The sequence below is a fragment of the Prosthecobacter sp. GW821-HT29F12 genome (assembly GCF_058803405.1).
Genome location: NZ_CM179517.1, coordinates 2,964,449 through 2,989,415, shown reverse-complemented (window position 1 = coordinate 2,989,415; position 24,967 = coordinate 2,964,449). Strand labels below are relative to the sequence as shown.

Annotated in this window: 23 protein-coding genes; 11 read left to right on the top strand and 12 right to left on the bottom strand. The window is 59.2% G+C overall.

What is annotated here, in order from left to right; all coding sequences use genetic code 11:
- Window positions 1–54 precede the first annotated feature (54 nt).
- Complete coding sequence (locus tag AC3RLQ_RS12360; RefSeq protein WP_493037473.1) at window positions 55–978, bottom strand: alpha/beta hydrolase fold domain-containing protein; 924 nt, start codon at window positions 976–978, stop codon at window positions 55–57.
- Window positions 979–1,091: 113 nt separating this feature from the next.
- Here AC3RLQ_RS12360 and AC3RLQ_RS12355 point away from each other — a divergent pair, with 113 nt between their 5' ends.
- From AC3RLQ_RS12355 to AC3RLQ_RS12340, 4 genes are read left to right on the top strand one after another with little or no spacing between them, the layout of a single operon-like run.
- On the top strand, window positions 1,092–2,441 hold the full coding sequence (locus AC3RLQ_RS12355; protein ID WP_493037471.1) for a tetratricopeptide repeat protein: 1,350 nt from the start codon (window positions 1,092–1,094) through the stop codon (window positions 2,439–2,441).
- A 60-nt stretch (window positions 2,442–2,501) separates the two neighbouring features.
- On the top strand, window positions 2,502–3,011 hold the full coding sequence (gene lptE, locus AC3RLQ_RS12350) for an LPS assembly lipoprotein LptE (RefSeq protein WP_493037469.1): 510 nt from the start codon (window positions 2,502–2,504) through the stop codon (window positions 3,009–3,011).
- 15 nt (window positions 3,012–3,026) lie between these two features.
- Window positions 3,027–3,806: a 16S rRNA (cytidine(1402)-2'-O)-methyltransferase gene (rsmI, locus tag AC3RLQ_RS12345; RefSeq protein ID WP_422322101.1), complete on the top strand. Its 780-nt coding sequence runs from the start codon at window positions 3,027–3,029 to the stop codon at window positions 3,804–3,806.
- 24 nt (window positions 3,807–3,830) lie between these two features.
- A complete protein-coding gene (locus AC3RLQ_RS12340) occupies window positions 3,831–6,293 on the top strand; it encodes a glycogen/starch/alpha-glucan phosphorylase (RefSeq protein ID WP_493037467.1) in 2,463 nt (820 codons plus the stop codon).
- 92 nt (window positions 6,294–6,385) lie between these two features.
- Here the strand turns inward: AC3RLQ_RS12340 and lpxB are convergent, their stop codons facing one another.
- From lpxB to AC3RLQ_RS12295, 9 genes are all read right to left on the bottom strand, one after another.
- Complete coding sequence (gene lpxB / locus AC3RLQ_RS12335; RefSeq protein ID WP_493037465.1) at window positions 6,386–7,507, bottom strand: lipid-A-disaccharide synthase; 1,122 nt, start codon at window positions 7,505–7,507, stop codon at window positions 6,386–6,388.
- A complete protein-coding gene (locus AC3RLQ_RS12330) occupies window positions 7,504–8,457 on the bottom strand; it encodes a Gfo/Idh/MocA family oxidoreductase (RefSeq protein ID WP_493037463.1) in 954 nt (317 codons plus the stop codon). Before AC3RLQ_RS12330 ends, lpxB begins: the two co-directional genes overlap by 4 nt.
- Before the next feature lies 1 nt (window position 8,458).
- Entirely contained in the window at window positions 8,459–8,716 is a 258-nt protein-coding gene (locus AC3RLQ_RS12325; protein WP_461523609.1) for a Txe/YoeB family addiction module toxin, read from the bottom strand.
- On the bottom strand, window positions 8,713–8,970 hold the full coding sequence (locus tag AC3RLQ_RS12320; protein WP_461523608.1) for a type II toxin-antitoxin system Phd/YefM family antitoxin: 258 nt from the start codon (window positions 8,968–8,970) through the stop codon (window positions 8,713–8,715). The genes AC3RLQ_RS12325 and AC3RLQ_RS12320 overlap by 4 nt, the downstream gene beginning before the upstream one ends.
- A gap of 30 nt (window positions 8,971–9,000) precedes the next feature.
- Window positions 9,001–10,431, bottom strand: coding sequence for a signal recognition particle protein (gene ffh, locus AC3RLQ_RS12315; protein ID WP_422322107.1), 1,431 nt, complete (start codon window positions 10,429–10,431; stop codon window positions 9,001–9,003).
- 69 nt (window positions 10,432–10,500) lie between these two features.
- Entirely contained in the window at window positions 10,501–11,838 is a 1,338-nt protein-coding gene (locus tag AC3RLQ_RS12310; protein ID WP_493037460.1) for a polysaccharide deacetylase family protein, read from the bottom strand.
- Window positions 11,839–11,842: 4 nt separating this feature from the next.
- A complete protein-coding gene (locus AC3RLQ_RS12305) occupies window positions 11,843–12,598 on the bottom strand; it encodes a hypothetical protein (protein WP_493037458.1) in 756 nt (251 codons plus the stop codon).
- A complete protein-coding gene (locus tag AC3RLQ_RS12300; RefSeq protein WP_493037456.1) occupies window positions 12,595–14,094 on the bottom strand; it encodes a hypothetical protein in 1,500 nt (499 codons plus the stop codon). Before AC3RLQ_RS12300 ends, AC3RLQ_RS12305 begins: the two co-directional genes overlap by 4 nt.
- A complete protein-coding gene (locus AC3RLQ_RS12295; protein ID WP_493037454.1) occupies window positions 14,091–14,804 on the bottom strand; it encodes a hypothetical protein in 714 nt (237 codons plus the stop codon). The genes AC3RLQ_RS12300 and AC3RLQ_RS12295 overlap by 4 nt, the downstream gene beginning before the upstream one ends.
- A 159-nt stretch (window positions 14,805–14,963) precedes the next feature.
- Here AC3RLQ_RS12295 and AC3RLQ_RS12290 point away from each other — a divergent pair, with 159 nt between their 5' ends.
- The 6 genes from AC3RLQ_RS12290 to AC3RLQ_RS12265 all read left to right on the top strand — a co-directional run bounded on the left by AC3RLQ_RS12290 (window position 14,964) and on the right by AC3RLQ_RS12265 (window position 21,900).
- The gene (locus tag AC3RLQ_RS12290; protein WP_493037452.1) at window positions 14,964–16,682 is read left to right on the top strand and encodes an SMP-30/gluconolactonase/LRE family protein; all 1,719 of its coding nucleotides are present in this window, start codon (window positions 14,964–14,966) and stop codon (window positions 16,680–16,682) included.
- Between the two features lie 295 nt (window positions 16,683–16,977).
- A complete protein-coding gene (locus AC3RLQ_RS12285; RefSeq protein ID WP_493037450.1) occupies window positions 16,978–18,126 on the top strand; it encodes a hypothetical protein in 1,149 nt (382 codons plus the stop codon).
- 2 nt (window positions 18,127–18,128) lie between these two features.
- Window positions 18,129–18,365, top strand: a complete 237-nt coding sequence (locus tag AC3RLQ_RS12280) for a hypothetical protein (RefSeq protein WP_493037448.1) — start codon at window positions 18,129–18,131, stop codon at window positions 18,363–18,365.
- A 22-nt stretch (window positions 18,366–18,387) separates the two neighbouring features.
- Complete coding sequence (locus tag AC3RLQ_RS12275; protein WP_493037446.1) at window positions 18,388–19,971, top strand: sulfatase family protein; 1,584 nt, start codon at window positions 18,388–18,390, stop codon at window positions 19,969–19,971.
- A gap of 103 nt (window positions 19,972–20,074) precedes the next feature.
- The gene (locus tag AC3RLQ_RS12270) at window positions 20,075–21,103 is read left to right on the top strand and encodes a sugar phosphate isomerase/epimerase family protein (RefSeq protein ID WP_487686603.1); all 1,029 of its coding nucleotides are present in this window, start codon (window positions 20,075–20,077) and stop codon (window positions 21,101–21,103) included.
- An 80-nt stretch (window positions 21,104–21,183) separates the two neighbouring features.
- A complete protein-coding gene (locus tag AC3RLQ_RS12265) occupies window positions 21,184–21,900 on the top strand; it encodes a L,D-transpeptidase family protein (protein WP_493037444.1) in 717 nt (238 codons plus the stop codon).
- A 4-nt stretch (window positions 21,901–21,904) separates the two neighbouring features.
- On the opposite strand, the gene AC3RLQ_RS12260 is transcribed toward AC3RLQ_RS12265, so the two are convergent.
- Both AC3RLQ_RS12260 and AC3RLQ_RS12255 read right to left on the bottom strand, forming a co-directional pair.
- The gene (locus AC3RLQ_RS12260; RefSeq protein WP_493037442.1) at window positions 21,905–22,537 is read right to left on the bottom strand and encodes an NAD(P)H-dependent oxidoreductase; all 633 of its coding nucleotides are present in this window, start codon (window positions 22,535–22,537) and stop codon (window positions 21,905–21,907) included.
- 211 nt (window positions 22,538–22,748) lie between these two features.
- A complete protein-coding gene (locus AC3RLQ_RS12255) occupies window positions 22,749–24,263 on the bottom strand; it encodes a hypothetical protein (protein WP_493037440.1) in 1,515 nt (504 codons plus the stop codon).
- Window positions 24,264–24,385: 122 nt separating this feature from the next.
- On the opposite strand from AC3RLQ_RS12255, the gene AC3RLQ_RS12250 reads away from it, so the two are divergent.
- A complete protein-coding gene (locus tag AC3RLQ_RS12250) occupies window positions 24,386–24,961 on the top strand; it encodes a DUF4339 domain-containing protein (protein ID WP_493037439.1) in 576 nt (191 codons plus the stop codon).
- Window positions 24,962–24,967: the final 6 nt, after the last annotated feature.

Below are 24,967 nucleotides of genomic sequence, written 5' to 3'. Positions count from 1 at the left end.
GGGACGGTTGCACGGCTGGGATGAATCAGCAACCGGGACGGTTGCGCCAGGTGTTTACTTGGAAGGAACGGCTCCTTTGGGGATTTGGACGTCTTTGCCCTGCAGATGACGGGCATTGAAGGCGAACATGCGCTCGACCAGCGGACCGCTCAGGAAGACGTGGCCCCCATCGGTGCCGGTGAGAAGGGTGGAGGGGACGTGTGCTGCTTTGAGGGCGGTATCAAACTCCGTGGCCTGGGAGTAAGGGACGAGGGTGTCCTTGTCCCCGTGGATGATGAGGAAAGAGGCATCGTCCTGGGTGATATAAGTGACCGGTGAGGCCTTGCGGCCCTCTTCCCGGCGGTCCTTCAGCGGTCCGCCAATGAGCTTGGCCAGTGCGCCCTTGGGATCGTCAGGGTCGATGATGCTGCCTTTGCCGCCGAAGGTGAGGAAATCGGAAGGGCCGCAGAAGTCGAGCACGCAGGTGACGCGGCTGCTTTGGTCCAAATGGTTGCCGAGGTCCCCTTCGAGTTCCTTCACCTCGCCGGTGACGCCGAGCATGCTGACGAGGTGCCCGCCTGCGGAGATGCCAAAAACGGAGATCTTGTCCGGATCGAGGTTGTATTCCTTCGCATGGGCGCGCAGCCAGCGGATGGCGGCTTTGCAGTCAAAAATCTGCGCGGGCCATGGGGCCTGGTTGGTGAGGCGGTAGTTGATACTGGCCCCGGCATAGGGCGTGCCGCCTTTGATGAGTCCCAGCAGCACATCCGCCTCATTCTTGCTGCCAGCTTCCCAGCCGCCGCCATGGATGTAAACGACCAGCGGGTGCGGCTTGTCCGCCTTGGCCTCGGGCAGGTAGAGATCGAGCATCTGGCGCTGGTTGCCTGATCCGACGTAATCGAGATCCCGCACCGCGCGAAAACCGGCGGGGGGAGTGGAAATTTTCTGACATTGGGCCAGCAGTGGGAAGCTGAGAGCCAGAATGAGTAAAAAGCGCATAATGCGGTGTCCTTTAGTCTGGGGGAAGGGGCAAAACAAGGGCCGCCAAGGGGCGGTGAGACAAGTGCGTTGCCACCTTGACGCAAGCTTAACCAGAACTTACTATCCCCGCGATGAAATTCCCCCTCCACGCCCGCCTGCCGGTACTTCTGGCATGTGCCGTTTCATTCCTTGCTTTGACGACTCCATCCTCTGCGCTCTGGCCGTTCTCTGGCAAGAAGGACAGAGTGGTGCCGGTGGACAGCGAGCGTGAGTCGCAGGAACTCGCGGCCTCGGCCATGCTGGCGCAGGCCCGTCAGGCTGAGAATGCTGGCAAAGTCAGCAAGGCGCAGGGCCTGTATCAGGCGATTGTGAAGAAATACGCCTTCACTCCGAGCGCGGCGGAGGCTTCCTTCCACAATGCCGTCATCATCCGCCACAATGGCAAAATGGACGATGCGTTTGACGCGTTCCAGACCTTCATTCAGTCCTATCGTGACAGCCCTCATTTCAGCGAGGCCATTGAGAAGCAGTATGAGATCGCTGAAGAGGCGAAAGGCGGCAAAAAACAGCGCGGGATGCTGCTGATCAGCATGAAGATGAACTCGTCTGAGGTCATCAAATTCTACGAGAAGATCATCAAGAACGCCCCCTTTGGCAAATATGCCCCCCTGGCCCAGTTCAGCATCGCTGAAATCCAGCAGGATCTGAAGGAGAAGGACAAGGCCGTCGCCGCCTACAACAAGGTGGTGGAAAACTATCCTCACACCTCGCAGGCGGCTGAAGCCCAGTTCCGCATTGGTTCCATCAGCAACATCGCTGCACAGCGCAGTGAAGACGCCTCCAACCTGCTGGCCGCACGTGATGCCTTGCGCACCTACATCGCTACCAATCCCGGAGGAGAGCGCAAACAGGAGACTGAAATGATCCTGCATCAGGTCAACACTGCCGAGGCCAATCAATCGCTCACCGTGGCCAAGTTCTACCAGCGTGTGGGCAAAACCAAGGCCGCTGCCATCTACCTCAATGAGGCGCTTAAGTTTGGTTCCCCTGAAGTTTCCGCCCAGGCGCGCACCATGCTTGCTGAACTCGCCGCCGCTGATCCTGCGGGTGTGGAAGATGCCAAGAAAGGACCGGGTCAGGACTACACCTCGCTGACTGCGGAGAACTTGAAGGCGCGTGATGATTATGTCGGTCCGCTGGCTCCGGAGCTTGCCCGCCTCAGCCAGAAACCGAAAATGCGTACGGGAGACGAAGGTTTCGTGCCGATTCCTTTGCAGGAGCCGACGCTGCCGCTCCGTCCCGGTGCCACCACGCCAGGAGCAGGCTCCTTGCTCCCGCCTGTGCCTGAGACTGAAAAGCCGGCATTGCTGCCTGTGCCACCTTCTCCAAGTGTACCCTCTATGCTGCCGCGCGCACCGGGTTCAGCGTTGCCAACGCCGCCAGTTCCGCCCGTGCCCTCCACGACGAAGCCTGCGTCATAATTCTTGCGCGGGCATTGCAGCACTCCATTACTGAGCTGGGTCACTTTTTAAACTATTTGGATGAAATCGCTTTTTCTTCTGCTGGCAGCTGGCTGCCTCCTGCTCTCCGGTTGCGCGGGCTACACCTTGGGCGCACAAAAACCTTCCCACCTCCGCCACGTCACCAAGCTCGCGGTCCCTACCTTTGAAAACCTCACCCTGGAGCCCCGGCTGGCCTCGTTGGTGACGAATGCGGTTATTAAACAGCTGCAAAACCATGGCTCCTATCAGATCGTGGCCAAAAGCGAAGCTGAAGCGGTCCTGCAGGGAAAAGTTTCGAACATCAACCGCCAGCAGTTTCGCTCCGACCTCAACAACGTCCTGCGCAGCTCGCAGCTCCTGGCCACTTTGACCTGTCTGTTTACCGTCACGGACACGGCTACTGGCAAAGTGCTGCATACGGGCAACGCCACTGCTGATTCTTACATCATCCTTGAAGCAAATCTGCAACTGTCAGAAACTCAGCTCTTGGAAGACGCTGCGCAGCGTTTGGCGAACAATCTGGCCGATCAGGTCTCCGAAGGCTGGTAATCATCTGTCCGCACCATGTCGTCGGATCCGGATTCAGCCGCTGAACAGTTAGACGGTGCAGATGATGAGTTGCTTGAACCTGTGGTCGCCACGGGACGTTTGACTGCGGGCCTGCATCTGGTGGCCACACCCATCGGCAACATGCGCGACATCACGCAGCGTGCGCTCGACACCCTGCGTATCGCCGACTTGGTGGCCTGTGAGGACACACGTCATTCCGGCATGCTGCTCAAGCATCATGACATTCGTGCGCGGCTCATTAGCCTCAATGAGCACAATGAAGCACACCGCATTCCCCAGTTGCTGGAGCACATCCGGCAGGGGGGCAGTGTGGCGTTGATTTCGGATGCGGGCATGCCCACGGTTTCTGATCCCGGGCAGCGCCTCGTCGGGGCCGTGGTCGGGGCGGGTCTGCATGTGGAGAGCATCCCCGGTCCCAGTGCCGTCCTCACGGCGCTGGCAGCGTCAGGACTGCCCACCACACCGTTTTATTTTGGTGGTTTCCTTCCTCACAAAAAAGGAGCGCGCACCACCATGCTGACCGCCGCCTTGCAGCGTGACTGCACCAGCATTTTTTTCGAAAGCCCCTATCGTCTGGTCGATACGCTGGCGATCCTGGCGGAGGCGGCGCCGGACCATCGCGTGGTCGTGGCGCGGGAGTTGACGAAAAAGTTTGAGGAATTCAAACGTGGTCCGGCAAGCATCCTGCTATCTTATTACCAAACCAAAACGCCCAAGGGAGAAATCACTCTCCTCATCGCGCCGGTCGATCCCCCCAAGTGGTTGACTTGGTAACTCATTCTCAACACTGCCTATCCCATGGAAGCCCTCGCCAACTGCGCCGTCCTTAACACCACCGACAGCCTTAAACTTTCGATCACCAATCACCTGCGCTTTACCCTGGGGGCCTACGTTGAAACAGCCAGTGAGAATGACTGGTACGTCGCCACTTCGCTCGCGGTAAGGGATCGCGTCATGGAGCGCGCCACCCAGTCACGCCGTCAGCATCGTTCCCAGGGCGTGAGGCGCGTGCATTATCTCTCGCTCGAATACCTCATGGGCCGCCTGCTGGAGAACAATCTACGCAATGCCGGCATCTATGATGCCACCAAAGTAGCGCTGTCAGAAATGGGCAAGGATCTCGACACTCTCGTGCAAAAAGAGCCTGACATGGGACTTGGCAACGGCGGTCTGGGTCGTCTCGCCGCCTGTTTCATGGATTCGCTCAGCACCATGGACCTGCCCGCCATCGGTTACGGCATTCACTACGAGTTTGGTTTGTTCCGTCAGGAGTTCGTCAACGGCAAGCAGGTCGAGCATCCGGATGCGTGGATGCGTGATGGCAGCCCTTGGAAGATTGCACGGCCATCCTATCGTCAGGCCGTCAAGCTCTACGGTCATACTATCCAGAAATTCGACGAATTTGGCCGTCCGCACCACGAGTGGGTGGAAACCAAATGCCTCCTCGGTCTCCCGTGGGACATTCCCATCGTCGGCTATGACAGCAACACCGTGAACGTGCTGCGCCTCTGGCAGGCGCAGGCGGATGAAGACTTCAACTTCAAGGTCTTCAACGAAGGCAGCTACATCGAGGCCTTGCGTGAAAAGGCCATCGCCGAAACCGTCTCCAAGGTGCTCTATCCGAACGATGCCACCGAGAGCGGCAAGGAACTGCGCCTCGTGCAGCAGTACTTCTTTGTCGCCTGCTCGCTGGCCGACATCGTGCGCCGCTTCAAGGGCGGTTACGATCTGCCATGGAGTGAGTTTCCTGCCAAGGCGGCCGTGCAGCTCAATGACACGCATCCAGCCGTCGCCATTCCAGAACTCATGCGCATCCTTATCGATGAAGAGAAGCTCGAATGGAGCCAGGCTTGGGAAATCTGCCAGAAGACCTTCTCCTACACAAATCACACCCTGCTTCCCGAAGCGCTGGAGACCTGGAGCGCGGCGTTGTTTGAGCGTGTGCTTCCGCGTCATCTGCAGATCATCTATGAGATCAACAAGCGCTTCCTCGAAGGGGACGTCGAGGCGCGCTGGCCGGGCGATGGAGAGAAGAAGCGTGCGCTTTCCCTCATCGAGGAAAGCGGCGGCAAAAAGGTGCGCATGGCGCACATGTCCGTGCTCGGCAGTCACGCCACCAACGGTGTGGCCGCGCTTCACACACGCCTGCTCTGCGAGCGCCTTTTCCCGGAGTTCTTTGAGCTGTATCCCGAGCGCTTCCTCAATCTGACCAACGGCGTCACCTTCCGCCGCTGGCTCGATGTGTGCAATCCGCAGCTCTCCTCCCTCATCACCGAATCCATTGGTGCCGGCTGGTTGAAGGATTCCACCAAGCTCATCGCGCTCGACAAGTTTGCCGACGACGCTTCATTCAAGGAAAAATTCCAGGCCATCAAGCGTGGACACAAAGTCCACCTCGCCAAAATCATTCAGGACACCTGCGGGGTCAGTGTCAGCCCTGACGCCTTGTTCGATGTCCAGATCAAGCGTCTGCACGAATACAAGCGCCAGCACCTCAACCTGCTGCACATCGTCACTCTCTATCGCAAGATCATCGCCGATCCGAACTTCGACATGGCTCCCCGTGTCTTCATCTTCGGCGCCAAGGCTGCTCCCGGCTACTACCTCGCGAAGAACATCATCCACGCCATCAATGCCCTTGCGGCCAAGGTCAATCATGACCCGCGCGTGAATGGCAAGCTGAAAGTCATCTACATCCCGAACTACGGCGTCTCCATCGCCGAGCGCATCATTCCTGCGGCTGATCTTTCCGAGCAGATCTCCACCGCCGGCAAGGAAGCCTCTGGCACCGGCAACATGAAGCTCGCCCTCAATGGCGCGCTCACCATCGGCACGCTCGATGGTGCCAATGTGGAAATCCTCGAAGAAGTCGGCCCGGACAACATCTTCATCTTCGGCCTCACCGTCGAAGAAGTCACCGAGCTCTATGCCAAGGGTTACAATCCTTGGGATTTCTACCACGCCAGCAAAGACCTGCGCCTCAGCATCGACTGGCTGGCCTCCGATTATTTCACCGGCAACCAGGACGAATTCAAACCGTTGCGTGACAGCCTGCTCTCCCATGGCGATCCCTTCCTCGTCATGGCCGACTATGACCGCTACGCTGCCTGCCAGATCGAAGTGGACAAAGCCTATCGCGACCAGCCCCGGTGGCAGAAGATGGCCATCCACAACACCGCCCGCATGGGCAAGTTCAGCAGCGACCGCACGATCTTGGAATACGCCAAGAACGTCTGGAATCTGCCGCAGATTGGCGTCTAAAACAGGTTTCTGCCCAAGTGCTTTTTTCTCAAAGCGCTTGGGTGTTCCTCTCTTCAAATTTGTACCGAAGTGGCTTGATCAGCCGCCGGGAATCACATGGCTCTATGCACCGCAAGTGCGGCGCGTGTGTAAGCCCCGCCGCTGCCCAGCGTGGCCACGACTTCCGCCAGCTCCTGCTGCAACTGCTCGCGCCTGACATCATTGGTGAGCAGTTCCAGCGTGGCTTCGGCGAGCGTCTGCGCGTTGAGATCTCCCTGCACGAGTTCCTTCACCACCTCGCGTTTGGCGAGGATGTTGATGATGCCCAGATGCTTGATGCGCACCACCAGCTTGCCGATGACGTAGGTGGGCCAGCTGACGTTGTAGACCAGAGTGTAGGGCAGACCAAAGCAGGCGGCTTCCAGCGTGGCGGTGCCTGAGGCGACGGCTCCGGCTTCGGCGCGCTGCATCAGATCATAGACGGTGCCGGTTTCGATCCAGCGCTTCGCCTCGGGCATGCCGTGTTCGTCGGTCATGTTGCGCATGAATCCGGCCAGCGTTTCGTTGGCGGCGGAAACGGCAAAGCGGGCGTTGGGCACGGCTTCCTTGATGATCTTCGCCGCCTCCATCATGATGGGAAACAGGCGGCGCACTTCGTTGAGGCGGCTGCCGGGGAACCAGCCGACGAGGCCGGGCTCGCGTTTCCAGTCGCGTTTCAGCGTCACCACGCGGTCCACCATGGGGTGGCCGCTGAATTCGGTGCGCAGGCCGCTCTTCTCATAAAACTCCTTCTCAAAGGGGAAGATGCAGATCATGAGGTTGAGCACCTGCGCCATGGTCTTCACACGGCCTTTTTTCCAGGCCCAGACCTGCGGGCTGATGTAGTAAAGGATGCGGCCCTTGTAACCGGCGGTGCGCAGGCTTTTGGCCAGCCGCAGATTGAAGCCGGGATAGTCCACGAGAATCACCGCCTCAGGCTTTTGATCGAGGATGGAGTCCAGCACGGCATCCATCTTCTCTTTGAAGTAGCGGTACATTTTCACCACTTCCCACAAGCCGACAACGCCTGCAGTTTCGACCCAGTCTTCCACGCCTTCACCAACCACTTCACGCATCTTCGGGCCACCGAGGCCGATGACCTGCATGTCGGGTTCCAGGGTTTTCAATTCACGCAGGAGTCCCGCAGCATGGGTGTCGCCGCTGACTTCGCCTGCAATGATGAAGATCCGGTTCATGAGGTGCCCAGCGCAGCGTTCTTTTCGATTTGATCGGTGATTTCCAAAGCGATGCGCACGGCTTCTGCGCCTTCCTGCCCAGTGACGACCGGGCGGCGGCCATGACGGGCGCATTCCACAAAAGCGGCGATTTCCAGCTTCAGCGGTTCGTCCTTCTCCACTTCCACGGCTTCACGCACGATCTGCATGCCGTCTTTGCGATAGATCCAGCCGCTCTGCTCCTGGTAGTCCAGGCTGAGGTAGCTCTCGCTCTGGAAGACGCGGATCTTGCGCATCTTCTCCGGGCTGATGCGGCTGGCGGTGATGTTGGCGATGCAGCCGTTGGCGAACTTGAGGCGCGCATTGGCGATGTCCTCACGTTTGGTCAAAACGGGGATGCCCACGGCATCCACTTGAATCAGCTCCGACTTCACCAAATGCAACACGATCTCGATGTCGTGGATCATCAGATCCAGCACCACACCAATGTCGATGCTGCGGTTCGGGAAAGGGGAGAGACGGTGCGCTTCGATAAAGCGTGGGTTGTCCATGCGCTCTTCAAGCTGGAGCAGCACCGGATTGAACCTCTCAATGTGGCCCACCTGCAGGATGACGCTCTTGGCTTTCGCGAGTTCGATGAGAGCCTGCGCCTCCGAGTAGGATTCGCTGATGGGTTTCTCCACCATCACGTGAATCCCGGCCTGCATCAGCGGTTCGGCGACTTTGCGGTGGAAGATCGTCGGCACGGCAATGGTGGCGGCATCCACACGCTGCGCGAAGTCGGCCAGGTCACTGGCGGCCTGGGTGCCATACTGCGCGGCAAATTCAGCGGCGCGTGCGGGATCGGCATCATACACGGCGGAGAAGGTGATGGCACCTTCGCTCTTCGCGGCGATCTCGGCCATGATGCGGGCGTGGTTTTTGCCAATGGCGCCGACTCCGGCGACTCCGATGCGGAAAGGGGAACTCATATTAAGTGTAATGATAGCGGCAGGAGGCTATTTCAATGCCAGCCTGAGTCACCGCATAAACCAGACGATGCTCGCTGTCCACACGACGTGACCAAAAGCCTGCCAGTTGGTGACGCAGGGGCTCGGGTTTGCCAATTCCAGCGAAGGGGCTGCGTTTGATGTCCTTGAGAAGCTCGTTCACTCTGCGCAGCATGCGGCGGTCGGTCTCCTGCCAGTGTTGATAGTCTTCCCATGCGCGGTCAGAGAAGATGAGATTCATGCTTCCAGATCAGGTTCGCGAACCGTGCCTTTGCCCGAGCGCAGTTGCTCGATGGACTCCAGCAGATGGCGGGCGTTGGCAGGACTGCGCATCAAATGGCTTGTTTCGTTCAGCGCCTCATATTCCTCCAGCGGCAGCATGACGACTGAATGCTTTTCGTCGTGGATGATGACCAGAGGTTCACGATCATCGCAAACTTTGAGAATCGCCTGGATCAGACTTTTATCGGCGTTGGCGCTGGTGATCGCAGTCATGTGAACAATAGAGCACAGCAGGCCGTAAAATCAAAATTTGCCGGGGAACTTCATGCCTGGTGGAAGCTTGGGCATTTTGCCACCGCCACCTCCGAGCATTCCACCCAGACCACCGAGGCCTCCCATGCCACCACCGCCGCCGCCTCCTCCCATCATGCCGCCCATCATCTGGGCCATCATGCCTTTGTTGCTCATGAGCTTCTTCATCATTTCAAACTGCTTGAGGAGCTGGTTCATTTCCATCACCGGGCGTCCTGCTCCGTTGCAGATGCGCTTGCGGCGCTGGCCATTGATGATCTCAGGGCGCTGCCGCTCCTTCGGCGTCATCGAAAGGATGAGCGCCTCGACGTGTTTCATGCGCTGGTCGCTGTCGGGACCGATCATGTCCTTCATCTTGCCCATGCCCGGGAGCATGCCGAGGATGCCGCCGATGGGGCCGAGCTTCTTCATCATGCGCAGTTGCGCAAGCATGTCGGTGAAATCGAATTTGTTCGACTGCATGCGGGCGGCCAGCTTCATGGCCTCCTTCTCGTCGATCTCTTCGGCGGCTTTCTCCACCAGGCCCACCACATCTCCCATGCCGAGGATGCGCTGCGCCATGCGGTCGGGGTGGAAAACTTCGAGCTGCTCGACCTTTTCACCCACACCGAGGAATTTGACTGCGCATCCGGTGACCTGACGCATGGAGAGCAAAGCACCGCCACGGGCGTCACCATCCAGCTTGGTCATGATCAAGCCCGTGATGCCGACGGCTGCATTGAATTTCTGCGCCACGCTCACGGCTTGCTGTCCTGTGGCGGCGTCTGCCACCAGCAGGACTTCATTCGGCTCCACCACGGCACGCACACGCTTGAGTTCCGCGAGCAGATCTTCATCGAGGTCCTGACGGCCGGCGGTGTCAAAGATGGCGATGCCACTGCCCTGTTCCTTGAGCCAGACCATGGCTGCTTTGGCTGCTTTCACCGGATCGGTTTCACCTTCGGCAGGTGCAAACACAGGCACATTGAGCTGCTGGCCAAGCACCTGCAGCTGCTTGATGGCGGCTGGGCGGTAAAGATCCAGCGCGAGGAGCAAGGGGCGGCGGCCCTGCTTCTTGAGCCAGTTGGCCAGCTTGGCGGAAGTCGTCGTTTTACCGGCGCCGTTGAGGCCGGTCATCAGAATGCGCTGCGGGGGCTCCAGATTCAGCGCGCTGGCATCACTGCCCAGCAGTTTGACCAGTTCATCGTGGAAAATTTTGACGATCTGCTGCCCGGGCGAAACCTTGAGCAGCACTTCAGCGCCGACCGACTGCTTGCTGACGGTGTCGACGAGTTCTTTGGCGACTTTGAAATCCACATCCGCCTCCAGCAGGGCCATGCGGATTTCCTGCATGGCATCGCTGACATTGGATTCACTGATGCGGGCCTGGCCGCGCAGCTTTTTAAAGGCGCTTTCGAGTTTTTCAGAGAGGGCGGAGAACATCGGGAGAAAATAAGGGGCGCTGGATAGTCGGCAGCAGCCCACTCATGGCAACTGCGAAGGCGCGACGAATCAAGGCTGTGAAATGGGCGCTGTGGAGGGGGGCATGTATGCCGCCTCAAGGTCAATCTTGAAGCGCCAGCTCACCACCTCGGCTGGCTGGGTGGCATCACGCTGGAAGCTGAGGCTCAGGGCGCAGTCCTCCCGGCGCAGTTTGTAGGGGAACTGGAAGCGTACGATCATCGTGGCCGGGTCATAATCCACCGGCACGGTGCCGAGACCGGCGATGCGCAGCTTGATGCTTTCCGGCAGGATGGTGCCGATTTTTTTCAAATCCGCTTCGATGAGGGGGCGGCGCTCGGTGATGACCGCATCAGGCTTGGGCTTCAGCTGGATGAGCTGTTCGCCTTTGTCGTTCTTGGCATCGGCCACGAGGAATTTATTGGAGCCCACATCACCCCGGCCGCGGAAGCTGGTGGCGAGCTTGAAATTGATGTCGTTGTCGCCATGCACAATGTAGCGGCCCAGCTTGCCGTTGGGCGTGTCCCAGGTGACTTTTTGACCGTTGACGGTGACGAGGGATTCGTAGCCGATCTGCAGCGCGGTTTCCATGATGGCGTCGTCGAAGTTGCCGTAGGGGTAGGCGAATGAGAGGCATTTGGTGTGCAGGTTTTGCTCCAGAAATTCGCGCGAATCTTTCAGCTCGCCCAAGACCCACTGCTGCTTGTCAGCGTCCGTCTTCAGGTTCTTGGGGGGGCTCTTAAGGCTGGCGTGGGAGACGCTGTGACTGCCGACTTCACAGCCGTGCTGCATCATCTCTTTGATCTGCTCCCAGCTCATCGAACGTCCTGCACCGCCGACATAGTTCTTGTAGAGGTAGATGGTGAAGGGAAAGCCAAACTCACGCAGCACCGGATAGGCATAGGTGTAAACACCCTCCCAGCCGTCATCCATCGTGATGACGATGGCCTCTTCGGGAATGTTCTTCTCACCACGCTTCCAAGCCATCATTTCGCTGTAAGAAATGACAGGGATCTTGGAGTCCTTGATGGCCTGCATCTGCGCCCGGAATTTGGGGGCGGCGATGAGCATGGGGCTTCCGCCGCGGTCTTTAAAGTCATGGTAGCCAAGGATGGAGACGACGGAGGATTTGTTGAGCTCAAAGGCCGGGGCCGCCGGGACTTCCGGCGCAGGTGCGGCAGCTTCCAGCAGGGCGGTCTCCTTCAGCTTCTTTTCGATCGCCTGCTCTTCGGCGGTCAGGACCGGCTCCTCGGGTTTGGGCGGCGGCGGTGGTTTCGGGGTGACGCCGCTCTGCTCGGCAAGCCGGCGCAGTTTGGCCTCGATTCGCTTGCACGAAGGCAGCGTGCCTAGAGCGAGGACAACAAGGATGAACGGAAAGACAAAACGCATGGCGCTAAGGATTGAGGGCGGGAGGTCGCGGCCGGGTGATGAGCAGGCTTTTGACGATGAGGTGAGGGCTGGCTTTATCACCGGCGCTAAGCCGCAGTGTTTCGCCGCGAAGGTCGCTGGTCAAGGTGAGGCTGCCGAGTCTCAGGATGCGGAAAGACTGGGCATCCTTGGTCACTCGCTCGACCTCCAGTTCCTTTTCGAGCCTCTGGCCATTGCACTCGATCACGATCTTCAAGGGGGCCTCCAGTTCCGTGCAGGCATAATGCAGCAGGATGTCGTAGGTGCCCGCAGCGATGAATTCGATGCGCCATGCGATCTCGCCGACGGTGGCTGTTTGCGCATCTGCCGGTGCTTTGGGGGTGACCTCTTGAGCCAGCGCGGGTGAAAGGGCGATGAGGGCCTGCTTTTGCTCAATGGGCACCGGTGCTGGCGGTGTGGCAGGCATGGGCATGGTGCCGGACTGCGCCTGCTGGGTGGCGATTAGATCCAGAACTCCGCCTGCGCTGATGATCTGCTGGATGCGGGCGATTTCAGCGGTATACGCCGACTTGTCAGTGGCGGCGGCGGCCTGCCTCTGCAATTCGAGCAGATACTTGCCCAGCAGAGGAATATGCCGTGCGCTCAGTTCCTTCTGGTAAATCGTTTCCATCTGCTGGAGTCGTGCTGCAGATGGAGGTGTGGCGGCGCCAGCTGCGGGTTGCTGGGCTTGGGCATGGCCAGCAAGCAGCAGCACCGTGGCGATCATCAGCAGGTGCTTCATGGCTGCTTCCCTCCTTGGCTCTCAGCCGAGAGCGCCCAGGCACCGGGCGCGGGCCGGCGTTTGCTGGCGGTATTTTCAATGGCGCTCAGTGTGGAGAGGAAAGCCCGCTCCATGGCATTGCGCTGTTGGTCACGAGAGGGCGCGACCACTGCAGCAAGCCCGTGATTGACGAGGACGTTTTGATACAAGCCCACATTCGGCAGAAACAGCAGTGCTGCCATGGTGCCGTCTTTATCGCGGTCCGGGCGGATGAGCAGGCGGAGGGGTTTGTTGCGCAGGTAGCTGGCGGTGAATTCGCGTGCCGTGCGACCCACGGAAGGTACATCCTCTTCCTCGATGTTGAAATGCTTGGCGAAGCGTTTCACTCCTGCCTTGTCGTTCTCATCCACCGGCGCACAATCGATCCACAGCAGGCGCATCATCACGGTACGACCTTCGTAGACCACCTTGAAGCGTTCACCGGAAATAGGCTCTTCATCCGCAAGACGCGCCTCACTGATGTCTTCAAATCCACTGAAGCCCCCACCTGACGTTGTGATGGCATTGATGCCAGTTTGACCCGCCTTTTGATCTGCCAGCCGCTGCACCCGGCGGATTTCGGCATTGATCTGTCCCTTCAGCGCGGGCTTGGTCACGGCGAGATCATTCAATTCGTCGATATACTTGGAGGCGGCTTCGGTCCTGGCAGTTTCGATGGCATCCTTCAGCGTTGTGCTGGCCTGCTTCATCGCGGTGGTCGAGCTGGTCTGTGGGAGAGTGGTTGGGCTTGTGACGGCGGCGTCCGTGACGGGCACCAGGCGCAGGTTGCGAATACGGATGATGTTGGCGGGATATCCATCTGCAGCGGTGAGGCGCAGCGTGACAGGATTCCGGCTGAAAGTCAGCGGCCCGACACGCACCGTGGTGAACGTGGTTTCATCCGTGCTGCGGGTGATTTCAAAAGTGCGGTGATTTTCCGCGGCGATGCCCAGCAGCGTGACTTCATCAAATCCAAACAAGGCGGTCTGCTGTGGCTGAAATTTGGAAGAAGCATAGATGCTGCCAGCCACGGGGGCATCACTCATGTTGGCTTCGAATTCCAAGTGGTAGCTGCCCGGCATCAGGCGGAAATTCTGCCACTCCGCACCGCTGCCGTTGGAGCGCCAGCCGCCCAGCGTTTCGCCTGAAGCCTGGGCCGATCCCATCATTCTGGCCTGAGTCAGGGGCAGCGGCGTGGCGAGGCTGGACACCGTGCCTGCATACAGCGCCTGCAACTGCTCGCGCCGCTGGCGTATGGCGCGCGCTTCCTCGTAGTCACCCGCTGCGGCGACTTCCGTTTCCACTTTGGCCAGCGCGCGCTCGTACTGCTGGGTGAGCAGTTGCGAATCTGCCATCACCTGGCGCATGAATGCCGAGCGTGTGGCGGTGAGTGCTGCCGGCTCCGGTGCGGGCGTCTGCGCCAGCAATGCCGTGCAGGCATGCAGCGTGAGAATCAAAACTGGCAGCGAGAACTTCATCGGGTGGCCGGCACGAGTTCCACGGCCAGCAGTTGCATGAGATTGTCTGTGATCAGCGATTGTGCGGAGAGTGTCAGCGTTCCTGATCCATCGCTGATCTTGAGCGTGCCTGCGCTACGCTCCTCCGGACCCTTGATCGTGGTTTCGATGCTCGTGGTCAGGGTGAAGCGCGCTTCTTTGATCAAAAGTTTGCCCCCCTCCGCAGTGCCACAGCGGTAACGCAGCATCACTTCATATCCGCCGGGCGGCAGCGCGGGCAGCTTCCAGGTGGCGGACGCTCCGACTTTGGACCATCCGGTGATGGCGCCGCCTTCGAGCCGCACGCCGCTCAGAGTGGCAGTGTCGATCGGGAGCTTGATGCGGTCCGGCAGCAGCGAGGTCTTGAGAGCCTGCTCGCGCGTTTGCAGCAGCAGCAGTTCTTTGTCGAGCCGGGCCAGTTCGTTTTGCAAACGTTTGCGTTCATCGCGTGCGGTGATGGCATCGTCGTAGTCTCGCTCGGCGGCGAACTGCTTTTCCAAGGTGCCCAGCGTGGTGATCTGCTCTTTGACCGGTGCCAGGCTGGCTTCGATCAGATCGCGCTCATAGCCCAGGCGCAGCAGGGAAATCTCTGAACTTGCTCCGGGATCATCCGTGCGCTTCTCCGCCATCGGGGCCGACATGGCAAGCCCCGCGCCGACGAGTGCGCATGCGAGAACGAAACCGGGTTTCAAATGGATGATGGACGGGGGTGAAATAAGCTGCCCCATGCTAGCCGGAGCCCACGCTGAAACAAGCCCGAACTCAAGGTCCTGGCATAGGTGTTTTATTCATGGCATGGCGCGCATAAATTCAGGCTGGCGACCCGTGGCGGCCTCTGCCAGCATGGGGGCATGCGTTTCATCCTTGCCAGCCTGCTTCTCTCCCTCACGGCATTCACTGCCGAACCGGACTTTCCCCTCACGGAAGATTCCAAGCCGCAGCCGAGTGCGCCCAAAGGCACCCTCATCAAAGAAATCTACACTGCGAAGGAGGGCAGTCTCTTTCCCGGCACCCAGCGTGAATACCAGATCTATCTGCCCGCCGGGTTTGACAAAACGAAGCCCGCTGCCTTCATGGTCTTTCAGGACGGCGTCATTTACCAGGCTCCTGTCGTCTTTGACAATCTAATCGCGAAAAAGGACATCCCGCCACTGGTCGGCATCTTCATCAAGCCCGGCGTGGTGCCCGCCGCAAATGACAAGGCCCTGCCGCGCTTCAATCGCAGCTACGAGTACGACAGCATCACTCCCACCTACTCCCAGTTCCTGCTCGATGAGTTCTTGCCTGCCATCGAGAAAAAGCACGGCATTCAACTCAGCACGGATCCCAATCACGCCGCCATCTCCGGCAACAGCAGCGGCGGCATTTGCGCCTTCATGGTCGCGTGGCACCGCCCCGATCGCTTCCGCCGCGTCTTCACCGGTGTGGGCACTTACGTTGGCATCCACGGCGCGGACCAGCTCCCCGTCCTCGTCCGCAAATTCGAGCCCAAGCCCCTCCGTGTCTTCCTTCAATCCGGCACTGGCGACAACAACCTCTACTGCGGCGACTGGTGGATGGCCAATCAGATGATGGAACGCAGCCTCACCTGGGCCGGCTACGACGTGAACCACGCCTGGGGCGAAGGCGGCCACAACTCCAAACATGCCTCCCAAATCTTCCCCGACGTCCTTCGCTGGCTCTGGCGCGACTGGCAGACGAACATCGAGATCAAAGCGAACGCGAAAGGGGAGTCAAAGTGGAAGGGGTATGAGGTGGTCGGGGAAGGGGAGTGGCAGTCCAAGGCCGAGATAGATTACCAGTTCAGCATCTCCTCGCAAAACTCCGGGGATGTGTTCATCGCAGGGGCATCCGGGGTCACGGTTCTCAGTCCTGATGGAAAGACACGATATCTGCAACCTGCTATCGAGAACAGCCGTGCTCAGGCCATTGCTGCATTCTCAGGTGATTCGCTCATTGCCACCCGAAGGGATGGCGACAAATGGCTTCTCTCCCAGCTGGAAGCCGGGAAGTGGCATGACATCGCCGCATCCACCGAGACTTCACGGTTTTCGGTCACGCATTCCGGGCTCATGATTTTGAATAACTGGCGGGAGCTCACGGTCGTTTCACCCAATGGAATCGTGTTGAATACCCAGGCTTGCAAAGAGGGGGCTGCTGCCACCACCCTTTCACCAGATCAATCGATCCTTTATGTCGCCGACCAATACGACCGCTATATCCACTCGTACCATTTGCTGCCAGATGGCAAACTCGTTAACAGCGAGCCTTATTGCCGCCTTGAAATCAAGGATGGCGCTCGTGATGCCGAATGCACGGGCCTCTGCGTGGACACCAACGGCTGGCTCTACGTCGCCACCTCGCTCGGAATCCAGGTCTGCGACCAGGCAGGGCGCGTGAACTTCATCATCCCGACACCGAAGCAACCCCTCGACGTGTGTTTCGGCGGCAAAGATCTCAGTGAGCTGTTCATTGCCTGCGGAGACAAAATCTACAAACGCCCGACCAAAGCTCATGGCATCGTCAGCGGCCAGACGGCTCCGGTCAAACCACCGCTGCCAAAGCTCTGAATTTTTTTGGGGGACGCTAAATTCGGCGTGTGAGTCGCTTTAATCGTCGTGCGCCAACCATTCCCTTGTGCAAGGGCGCCCAAATACTCTTTGCAAGGTAGGTTTGCCTCAAACTACCGCAAAAAATGAAGATGATTCAGATTGGAGGCACGTAGTTTGTATGGCACTTAGTCCGCCCCCCAAAAACTGAATGCAGAGTACTGAAGCAGCGCCGTCCAAGTCGAAGACATTTTCCAAGAAAAACCTCCAGCGTGCTGCTTTACTGATCATAGGCGTTCTGCTGGGTGCCGTGCTAATGAAATGGTACGACCGTGCGGAAATGTCCGGAACAGTCACGACCACCACTCTGGGCCACCCCTTGCGTCCAGGGCCATGGGGAGAGGTTTATTCCACGCCATTCACCATCGCCGCTCCGGAGGAGCTGCTGCCAATGCGCAAACTGGAAGAAAATGGCACACGGTGGATCTTCCCCAATGCGCATTACAGCGATGTGGTGAGTTTGCTGGAGTCTACCGGGATGCCGGCCAATCTGCAGGCGGAATTGATGGCGCCCGAGACGCTTGTGCAAACTGCCAGCGGCATGGAAATGCTGCCCTCTTCCAAGACCCTGCTCGCGCTGCCTGCCGGACCGCGCAAGAAGCTCTATCAGGCTCTTTTGCAATATCCTGAGAATCGTGGCCAGATCACCTTCATTCACAAGGGCACGCTGGGAGATCGCTTTGGGGCTTCTCACAACGGCGAGCATACGCTGATGCTCTTCAAGCAGCTCTGCTGCGAGCATGGAGACTACCTGGTTTTCAGCGGCTTGTCCGTCGTCCTCGCCCAGCTGCCGACGTATGAGGAAAAACGGGACTTCATGCGTGGGCTGACCTGCCAGCGGACTCTGACGATGTGGTTCCGCGTCAAACAGGGCATGGATATCAATGCTCTGGCAAACTACTGGGGCAAAGGAATCAAGGGCACCGATGTGCGCACCATCTTCGAATCCATCGCGGATGCTCCGAACGGCGGCACGCTGGGCGTCATCAATGTCCTGCCGCCGCTGCCCTCTTCCCAGATGTTTGTTTATCCCACGCCGGACAATCCTTTGAACGGCCCCGCACCGGTGCGCGACTGCCACTGGACCTCCTTCAACTTTTTTCAGGATGTGCCGGACCAGCAGATGAGTGATCCTGCTCACTTCATGCAGAAGCTGAAGGAGGATTACATTCCTGCCGCCGGGGATCCCCGCTATGGCGACATCGCTCTGTTCTCCAAACCTTCCGGCAACATCGTTCACTCGGCGGTGTATCTGGCAGATGACATTCTATACACCAAAAACGGAGCCACCTTCACCTACCCGTGGATGCTCGAAACCCTGTCGGATCTCCTGAAGCAATATTCTTTTCAGGTGGAGCCGGGCGAAAAACTGGTGGTGAGTTATTTCCGCCTCAAGAACATGTAGGCATGACATCCTTTGATTCACTGCGCCCCCTCCTTCAGCGTCGTCTCGACCTTATAGCCGACCACGCCTTTCGTGACCGCGATCCTGCGGCTCATCTGGAGGCATTGAAGCAGGTCTCGGAGGAGCTCGGGGCCGAGCATCTCAAATTGCGCGCCCAGCTGTCGCCGCGTCTCAATCATTTCCTCACCCAGGCCAGCTTTTCAAAAGCGCTGGAATATCTCGATAGCTCGGAGGGCTGAGCGCGTTGAATGCGGTTCCACCATGAACCGCTTTCTTTTTCTCAAGACCCTGCTGTGCCTCGCTCTCGCCGTCACGGCCAGCGCCGGCGACAAACCCAACATCATCTTCATCCTCTGCGATGATCTTGGTTATGGCGATGTGAAATGCTTGAACCCCGACGGCAAGATCGCCACGCCGAGTTTTGATCGCCTCGCTAAGGAGGGCATGATTTTTACCGATGCGCACTCAGGCTCCAGCGTCTGCACCCCCACACGCTATGGCGTGATGACGGGTCGCTATGCCTGGCGCTCCAAGCTGCAAAGCGGCGTGCTCGGCGGTCTCAGCCCGCGTTTGATCGAGCAGGGACGCCTGACGGTGCCAGCGATGCTCAAGGCCCAGGGCTACTCCACGCATTGCGTGGGCAAATGGCACCTGGGAATGGACTGGGTGCGCACGGGGCCCACGGAGGAGCTGAACATCGAAAAAGCCGAGCAGGTGAACAACGTGGACTATACCAAGCCAATCACCAACGGCCCCACCAGCGTGGGCTTTGACACCTACTTCGGCATCAGCGCCTCGCTGGACATGGTGCCGTACTGCTTCATCGAAAACGATCACGTCGTGGCCAATCCCACCGAAAAAATGAAGCTCGCCATGAACGCAGGTGGCCGCATGAGCTACACCCGCGAAGGCCCCGGCTCCCCCGGCTTCCGTGGTGAAGACGTCCTGCCCACCTTCACCCGTGAGGCGAAAAAAGTCATTGAGTCGAAAGCAAAACAAGGCTCCCCATTCTTCCTCTACCTGCCGCTGAATTCCCCCCACACTCCCATCCTGCCCAGTGAAAAATGGCAGGGCAAAAGCGGCATCAGCCTCTACGCCGACTTCGTCATGGAAACCGACGACGCCATCGGCCAGATCATGAAGGCCACGGAAGACGCTGGCGTCGCCAAGGACACGCTCATCATCGTCACGAGTGACAACGGCTGCTCACCTAGTGCCGACTACCCCAAGCTGCTCGCTGCAGGTCACAATCCCAGCTACAACATGCGCGGCCACAAGGCGGACATCTTTGACGGCGGCCACCGCGTGCCCTTCATCGTGCGCTGGCCTGCGAAGGTGAAAGGCGGCCAGTCCTCCGCACAGATCGTCTGCCTCACAGACTTCATGGCCACCGCAGCCGATGCCGTCGGCGTGAAGCTTCCCGAAACCGCCGCCGAAGACAGCTTCAGCATCCTGCCCGCGTTGCTGGGCGAATCCGGCAAGCCAGTGCGCCAGAGCGTGATCCATCATTCCATCAACGGCTCCTTCGCATTGCGTGAAGGCGACTGGAAGCTCGAACTCTGCGCCGGTTCCGGCGGCTGGAGCGACCCACGCCCCGGCAGCCCCGGCGAAAAAGGCCTTCCCGACACCCAGCTCTACAATCTGAAATCAGACATCGTTGAGAAGGACAACGTGCAGGGCGCAAACCCCGAGATCGTCACCAAGATGACTGCCGAACTCGAGCTGATCGTCACCAGCGGTCGCAGCACTCCCGGTGCAGCACAGCAGAACGCAGTGCCCGTCGTCCTGCGCAAGCCCACGCCTGCCGCTCAGGCGAAAGGCAAAGGGAAGAAAAAAGTGAAGTAATACTCCCTAAGCCTCTCCCTGCTGAAATCACGCAACTTTGTTCGTGCGTTCCCAAACCTTCCCGCTAACCTCGCGACCTCGCTTCCCAAACCAAGCAATTACCATGAGCTACTCCTCACCCAAACTTCACAATGCAATGTGGCCCGGACTCGTCGGAAAAGGCGATGGCGAAGGCCAGGAACCACCGATCAGCCTCGAAAAGATGCTGGATCTGACCGCCGCAGCCAATGTGAACGGCCAGAAGTTTGAAGGCATCGACTACTTCCTCTTCCTCCCTCACACCAATCCCGAGGCCAGCGACGACGAGCTCAAGAAGATCGCCGATCTCATCGCCAGCAAGGGCTTCAGCGTCGGTTCCCTCGTGGCCCCCGTGTGGCCCGGCACCGTCGGTGACTCCGCCATGGGCGACGACGCGCAGCAGGAAAAATTCCTCAGCGCCGTGAAAATGGCCTGCCGCATCGCCAAGATCTTCAATGCACATGGCGTGCGCAAATACGGCGTCATCCGCATCGACTCCGCCGAATTCGGCGTGTCCAAATGGCGTGAGAACCCCAAGGCAAACACCGCCCGCATCGTGGACACCTTCAAGAAGGCTGCCCAGATCGCTGCGGACAGCGGTGAGCGTCTTGCCGCCGAAGGCGAAATCTGCTGGGCCGGCATGCACTCTTGGAAAGACATGCTTGACGTCCTTGAAGGCGTCGGCATGCCAAACGCCCTCGGCTTCCAGGCTGACCTCGCCCACACCTACCTCTACACCCTCGGCTACAATGCTCCTGAGCATGCCCTCCTCAAGGAAGGCTACAGCGACGCCGAGTTCTGGGCCGCTTACGAGAAGATGACCGACGCGCTTCGTCCTTGGACCATCGACTTCCACGTCGCTCAAAACGACGGCACCGTCCACGGCGCCGGCTCGCACGACAAGACCGGCAAGCACTGCCGCGCTGACGATCCAAACGGCAAGCTCGACATCACCAAGGCCTCCGGCTACTGGCTCAAGGACGCCGCCGCCCGTGGCATCCAGCACATCTGCTGGGATGGCTGCATGTTCCCGAACGCCGTGCTCGAAACGCCGGACACCTGGAACAAGATCCTCGCCGCGATGATCAAAGTCCGCGACGCCCACGGCTGGTAACAGCCCGGTGGTCTGATCCACTCCTGAGCGCCGCAGAGTTGCAAAACTCTGCGGCGTTTTCATTCCCACCCGCCTCTCGCATGCATCGTTTTCTTGTCATGCTCCTCATGCTCGCCTCCTGTGTGCGCATGACCGTTTCCGTGAAGCTGCCCGCAGAAATCACCGCAGTGCTGCCGTCAAACTGCCGGCAGGTGCTTTATGTGACGGCCGCAGATCAGCAGACGACGGCGGCGGAGTTGAGGATGCTCGAACGCACGCAGACGAATGACTGGCAGACTGCCGGACCTTCCATTCCCTCCCGCATCGGTCGCAATGGCATGGCATGGGGACATGGCGAGTTTGCGCTCGCGTCTCCGTCAGGATGGCGCATCAAAAAAGAAGGAGACGGCTGTGCTCCGGCAGGCGTTTTTCGCATCACCCAGGCCTTTGGCGATGGACCACAGCCTGGCTTCATCAAGCTGCCGTATCTCCAATGCACGAAGCACCACTGGGGCATCGATGACGTCCGCTCCCAATACTACAATCAGATCGTGGATGATCGTACCGTGGCTTGTGACTGGACCGGTCCCGAAACCATGGTGCCCAGCATCGGCTGCTACAAACTCGGTGCCGTCATTGCGCACAATCCAAGCAACACCCCAGGATTCGGCTCCTGCATCTTCATGCACATCTGGCAGGGGGAGAATGTGCCCACGGCGGGATGCACCGCCATGTCTGAAGCAAATCTACGCAAGGTTCTCGCATGGCTGGAACCCCACGCAAACCCATGCCTCGTGCAGCTTGTTCAGCAGCCCTGACGGATCACCGATGCTCAATCACATCGCTGCTCTTGAACCGCACTTTGGGCAGCGAAGCATAACGGTCATCCGCATGACGATACCCCGCCGGGCACAGCACCGCCGTGGTGAATCCCTGGGCTTCAAGCCCCAGCACCTCGTCATATTTGGCTGGCACAAAGCCCTCCATCGGACAGGTGTCGATACCGAGCAGCGCAGCGGCCGCCATGAACTGACCGAGCGCGATGTACGCCTGCATCTTCGCCCACTCGGACGTCATGTAACCTTGCTCCAGCGTACCCAAGAGCATCTTGCGGAATCCCACCAGTGAATCCGGCGTGCCGCCACGCACCTCGGCGATGCGCATGAGATTGGCGTCGATTTCGACTTCCGACATCGTGCGCCGCGTAGCCATGACGACCAGATGCGAGCAGTCCACCACCTGGCGCTGACGCCATGAATGCCCGCTCAATTCCTCCCGCAGGTCCTTGTCCTGAATGATGATGAACTTCCACGGCTGCAGGCCGTAGCTGGACGGAGTTAGCACGAGCGACTCCTCCAAGGCCGCCCAAGTGTCTTCAGGGATCTTCTTCGTGGAGTCGAAGACCTTGGTGGCGTAGCGCCAGTTGAGGGCGGTGAGAAGTTCGGCAGGAGTCATGGGGTGAGAGACTATGAGGTTACACGTCTCAGGTTTAAAGTTTAAAGTTGGGGAAGCGCGGATGCTGCAGCGCGGACGAAATGCGCCTGTCACTCCGAAGGCCATGGGGGCGTATTGTAGTTCCGGCTTCAGCCGGTTCTGGATAGAGCGTCCAGAAACCGGCTGAAGCCGGAACTACAATACATGCTCTCTGGCCTGCAGAACACCTGCCTCACTCAAGCTCCGGCGGCACATTGCCGTAGGTCCAGGGCTTGCCGAACGGCGGAGCCTTCGGCGGCTCCGGCTTGGGCTCCGCAGCCATTTGGTTTGCCAGCTCGATGCCCTTCTTCGCCATCTGGGTTCCCGCCGTGATTTCGAGATTGGAGTAAGCAGTCAGGCGTGTCTCATAACCGCCGCCATGGGGGCCAAAGGCTTCTTCCGTGGGCACGTAGCCGACGATGCCGTTGGAAAGCTCACACGGGAAGGTGAAGGCGTGGTGGCTGCCCTTTTTGATGTCGAGGCCATACTGCACGAAGTATTCGGCCGGATCGGAAACAAAACACGCGGGCCCCACTTTGATGCACTGCACCTCGCAATCGACGAGGGGCATGGTCTTGTTGAGGTGGTCCAGCATGAGGATCTCTTTCGCAAACAGGTAGTCGGTGCTGTCTCCTGCCACTCGCGGTTTGCTCGCAATTTCAAGGCTCTTGGCAACACGCTGCGCCGAAGGAGGACGGCGTTTGATCTTCAAAACTTCCTGACGCGTCTCGATGGGCGCGGTGGTGATTTTGGGCATGGACAGCAAAACGCGGATGGCCTCCGCGCCGACCCGTCCGCCGACAAGCTGACTCCATTCTTCCGGTTTTGGGCGCTGGCTGGTGCTGAGGTTGTCCACCTGCGTGATGTCGCCACAGGCCCCCTGCATGAAGACCACCGGCGCATGCGTGCCGAGTCCTCCCTGGATGGTTTTTTCGAGGTATTGAATCCAGTTGGCCGAAATGCCGCCGGGATTGGTGGTGGCATGGCAGGCAAAATTCACCACTACACCGACCAGCTGCCCCTGCATGTCCCAGGCGCCGATGACACCGACCTGCGGGTCGATGGGCCCGGCGTATTCGAGGATGTCCGGATTGCCCGCTCCAGGGTGGCTCCAGCTCTGCCCGTTCTTCATGCGCAGGCGGCGGTTGAAGGACACCTTGTCCTCATGGCCAAAGCCGCAGCCCAGTTGCACCGGCACTTTGTTTTGATTGGCCGCCACCACTCCAGCCACAATTTCATGCGTCAGCCGCAGCAGGTAGCCCGGATCGGCACAGGAGGATTCTTCATAGGCCAGCTTCTTCACCAGATCTGAAGCCGTGTCATATTCACCCGGCATGACCATGCCCACGGGGCCGGAACTGTGCGAATGCGAAGCGCAGATCAGCACGGCGTCCCCAGTGATTCCGGTGGCTTTTTCAATCTGCGCGCGGGCGTCCAACACGATCTGCCGTGGCACGACCAGCGAATCGAGCCCGATCACCACCGCCGTCTTTTTCCCGTCATCAAACAGCGCCACCCGCACCTTGCAGGCGTCGTGGAAGGTCCGGTGGAAGCTCTTGCCGTAGCCCCCCGGCTGCTCCATGCCGATCCCCGGCGTAATGTCCCGCTCGGCAAATCCGGCCTTGATGCTGGAGGTGGGGGCAGGGGGCAGAGCGTGCAGCGTAAGGCTGGACAGACCGGCAAGAAGGGGCAGAAAGCGAAGGCGCATGGGGTGTGTACGCTCAAATTCAGCCCCTTTGATGATAAAAAACTTACATTACATCTTGGTGCGGATATTGCATATTACCCATCCTTCGAACTATCGTAGCACCGTTCGTTCCCTACAGATTCGTGCATGCTTCCTATTACATCGCCAAAGGCCAGAAGACACTCGGTCCGTGTTCAAAGGACGACCTGCGCAATTTTCTCGCCTACGGTTCGATCCGGGACAGTGATCTGGTGAAGCGCGAAGACGAGGAGCAGTGGCGTCCCGTTTCATCCCTCCTTGAACTTCATGCCGACGGGCAGGTCGTTGCGGACGGATTGACCGTGCTGCCCACCCGCCGCCGGGTGGCTCGTTATCGTGACTACAACCGCGTGCCCTACAATCAACGCGGTGGCGCGGTGATGCGGCGCATGATCATGGGTTTTCTGTTTCTCCCGCCACTGCTCTGGTGGGCTGCCGTGGCCTTGTATTCAGACCATATTTTCCGCCAGAAGAAGGATGAAAACGGCTACCTCCTCGTCTGGGGCCGCTGGGTGGAGGTGCTGGTCACGGCCATGATCATTGTGAATGCCGTCGCCTGGTGGATGGCCATTGCCTACGCCTCCTGGATTCTGGGGCCGGGCCTTGCCGAGCTGATGAAGGGCCTCGGGGAGGCAGTGGATGTGGTCAAGGGACTGCTCAATGACACCTCAACGAAATGATTTTCT

Excerpts from the sequence above, each read along its gene's own strand:
- AC3RLQ_RS12305 (WP_493037458.1), bottom strand. The coding sequence starts at position 12,598 with ATGAAGCACCTGCTGATGATCGCCACGGTGCTGCTGCTTGCTGGCCAT.
- AC3RLQ_RS12255 (WP_493037440.1), bottom strand. The coding sequence starts at position 24,263 with ATGCGCCTTCGCTTTCTGCCCCTTCTTGCCGGTCTGTCCAGCCTTACG.
- AC3RLQ_RS12285 (WP_493037450.1), top strand. The coding sequence starts at position 16,978 with ATGAAATGGTACGACCGTGCGGAAATGTCCGGAACAGTCACGACCACC.
- AC3RLQ_RS12275 (WP_493037446.1), top strand. The coding sequence starts at position 18,388 with ATGAACCGCTTTCTTTTTCTCAAGACCCTGCTGTGCCTCGCTCTCGCC.
- AC3RLQ_RS12290 (WP_493037452.1), top strand. The coding sequence starts at position 14,964 with ATGCGTTTCATCCTTGCCAGCCTGCTTCTCTCCCTCACGGCATTCACT.
- AC3RLQ_RS12340 (WP_493037467.1), top strand. The coding sequence starts at position 3,831 with ATGGAAGCCCTCGCCAACTGCGCCGTCCTTAACACCACCGACAGCCTT.
- AC3RLQ_RS12280 (WP_493037448.1), top strand. The coding sequence starts at position 18,129 with ATGACATCCTTTGATTCACTGCGCCCCCTCCTTCAGCGTCGTCTCGAC.
- lpxB (WP_493037465.1), bottom strand. The coding sequence starts at position 7,507 with ATGAACCGGATCTTCATCATTGCAGGCGAAGTCAGCGGCGACACCCAT.
- AC3RLQ_RS12270 (WP_487686603.1), top strand. The coding sequence starts at position 20,075 with ATGAGCTACTCCTCACCCAAACTTCACAATGCAATGTGGCCCGGACTC.
- rsmI (WP_422322101.1), top strand. The coding sequence starts at position 3,027 with ATGTCGTCGGATCCGGATTCAGCCGCTGAACAGTTAGACGGTGCAGAT.
- AC3RLQ_RS12260 (WP_493037442.1), bottom strand. The coding sequence starts at position 22,537 with ATGACTCCTGCCGAACTTCTCACCGCCCTCAACTGGCGCTACGCCACC.
- AC3RLQ_RS12320 (WP_461523608.1), bottom strand. The coding sequence starts at position 8,970 with ATGACTGCGATCACCAGCGCCAACGCCGATAAAAGTCTGATCCAGGCG.
- AC3RLQ_RS12265 (WP_493037444.1), top strand. The coding sequence starts at position 21,184 with ATGCATCGTTTTCTTGTCATGCTCCTCATGCTCGCCTCCTGTGTGCGC.
- lptE (WP_493037469.1), top strand. The coding sequence starts at position 2,502 with ATGAAATCGCTTTTTCTTCTGCTGGCAGCTGGCTGCCTCCTGCTCTCC.
- AC3RLQ_RS12360 (WP_493037473.1), bottom strand. The coding sequence starts at position 978 with ATGCGCTTTTTACTCATTCTGGCTCTCAGCTTCCCACTGCTGGCCCAA.
- AC3RLQ_RS12325 (WP_461523609.1), bottom strand. The coding sequence starts at position 8,716 with ATGAATCTCATCTTCTCTGACCGCGCATGGGAAGACTATCAACACTGG.
- AC3RLQ_RS12355 (WP_493037471.1), top strand. The coding sequence starts at position 1,092 with ATGAAATTCCCCCTCCACGCCCGCCTGCCGGTACTTCTGGCATGTGCC.
- ffh (WP_422322107.1), bottom strand. The coding sequence starts at position 10,431 with ATGTTCTCCGCCCTCTCTGAAAAACTCGAAAGCGCCTTTAAAAAGCTG.
- AC3RLQ_RS12300 (WP_493037456.1), bottom strand. The coding sequence starts at position 14,094 with ATGAAGTTCTCGCTGCCAGTTTTGATTCTCACGCTGCATGCCTGCACG.
- AC3RLQ_RS12330 (WP_493037463.1), bottom strand. The coding sequence starts at position 8,457 with ATGAGTTCCCCTTTCCGCATCGGAGTCGCCGGAGTCGGCGCCATTGGC.
- AC3RLQ_RS12310 (WP_493037460.1), bottom strand. The coding sequence starts at position 11,838 with ATGCGTTTTGTCTTTCCGTTCATCCTTGTTGTCCTCGCTCTAGGCACG.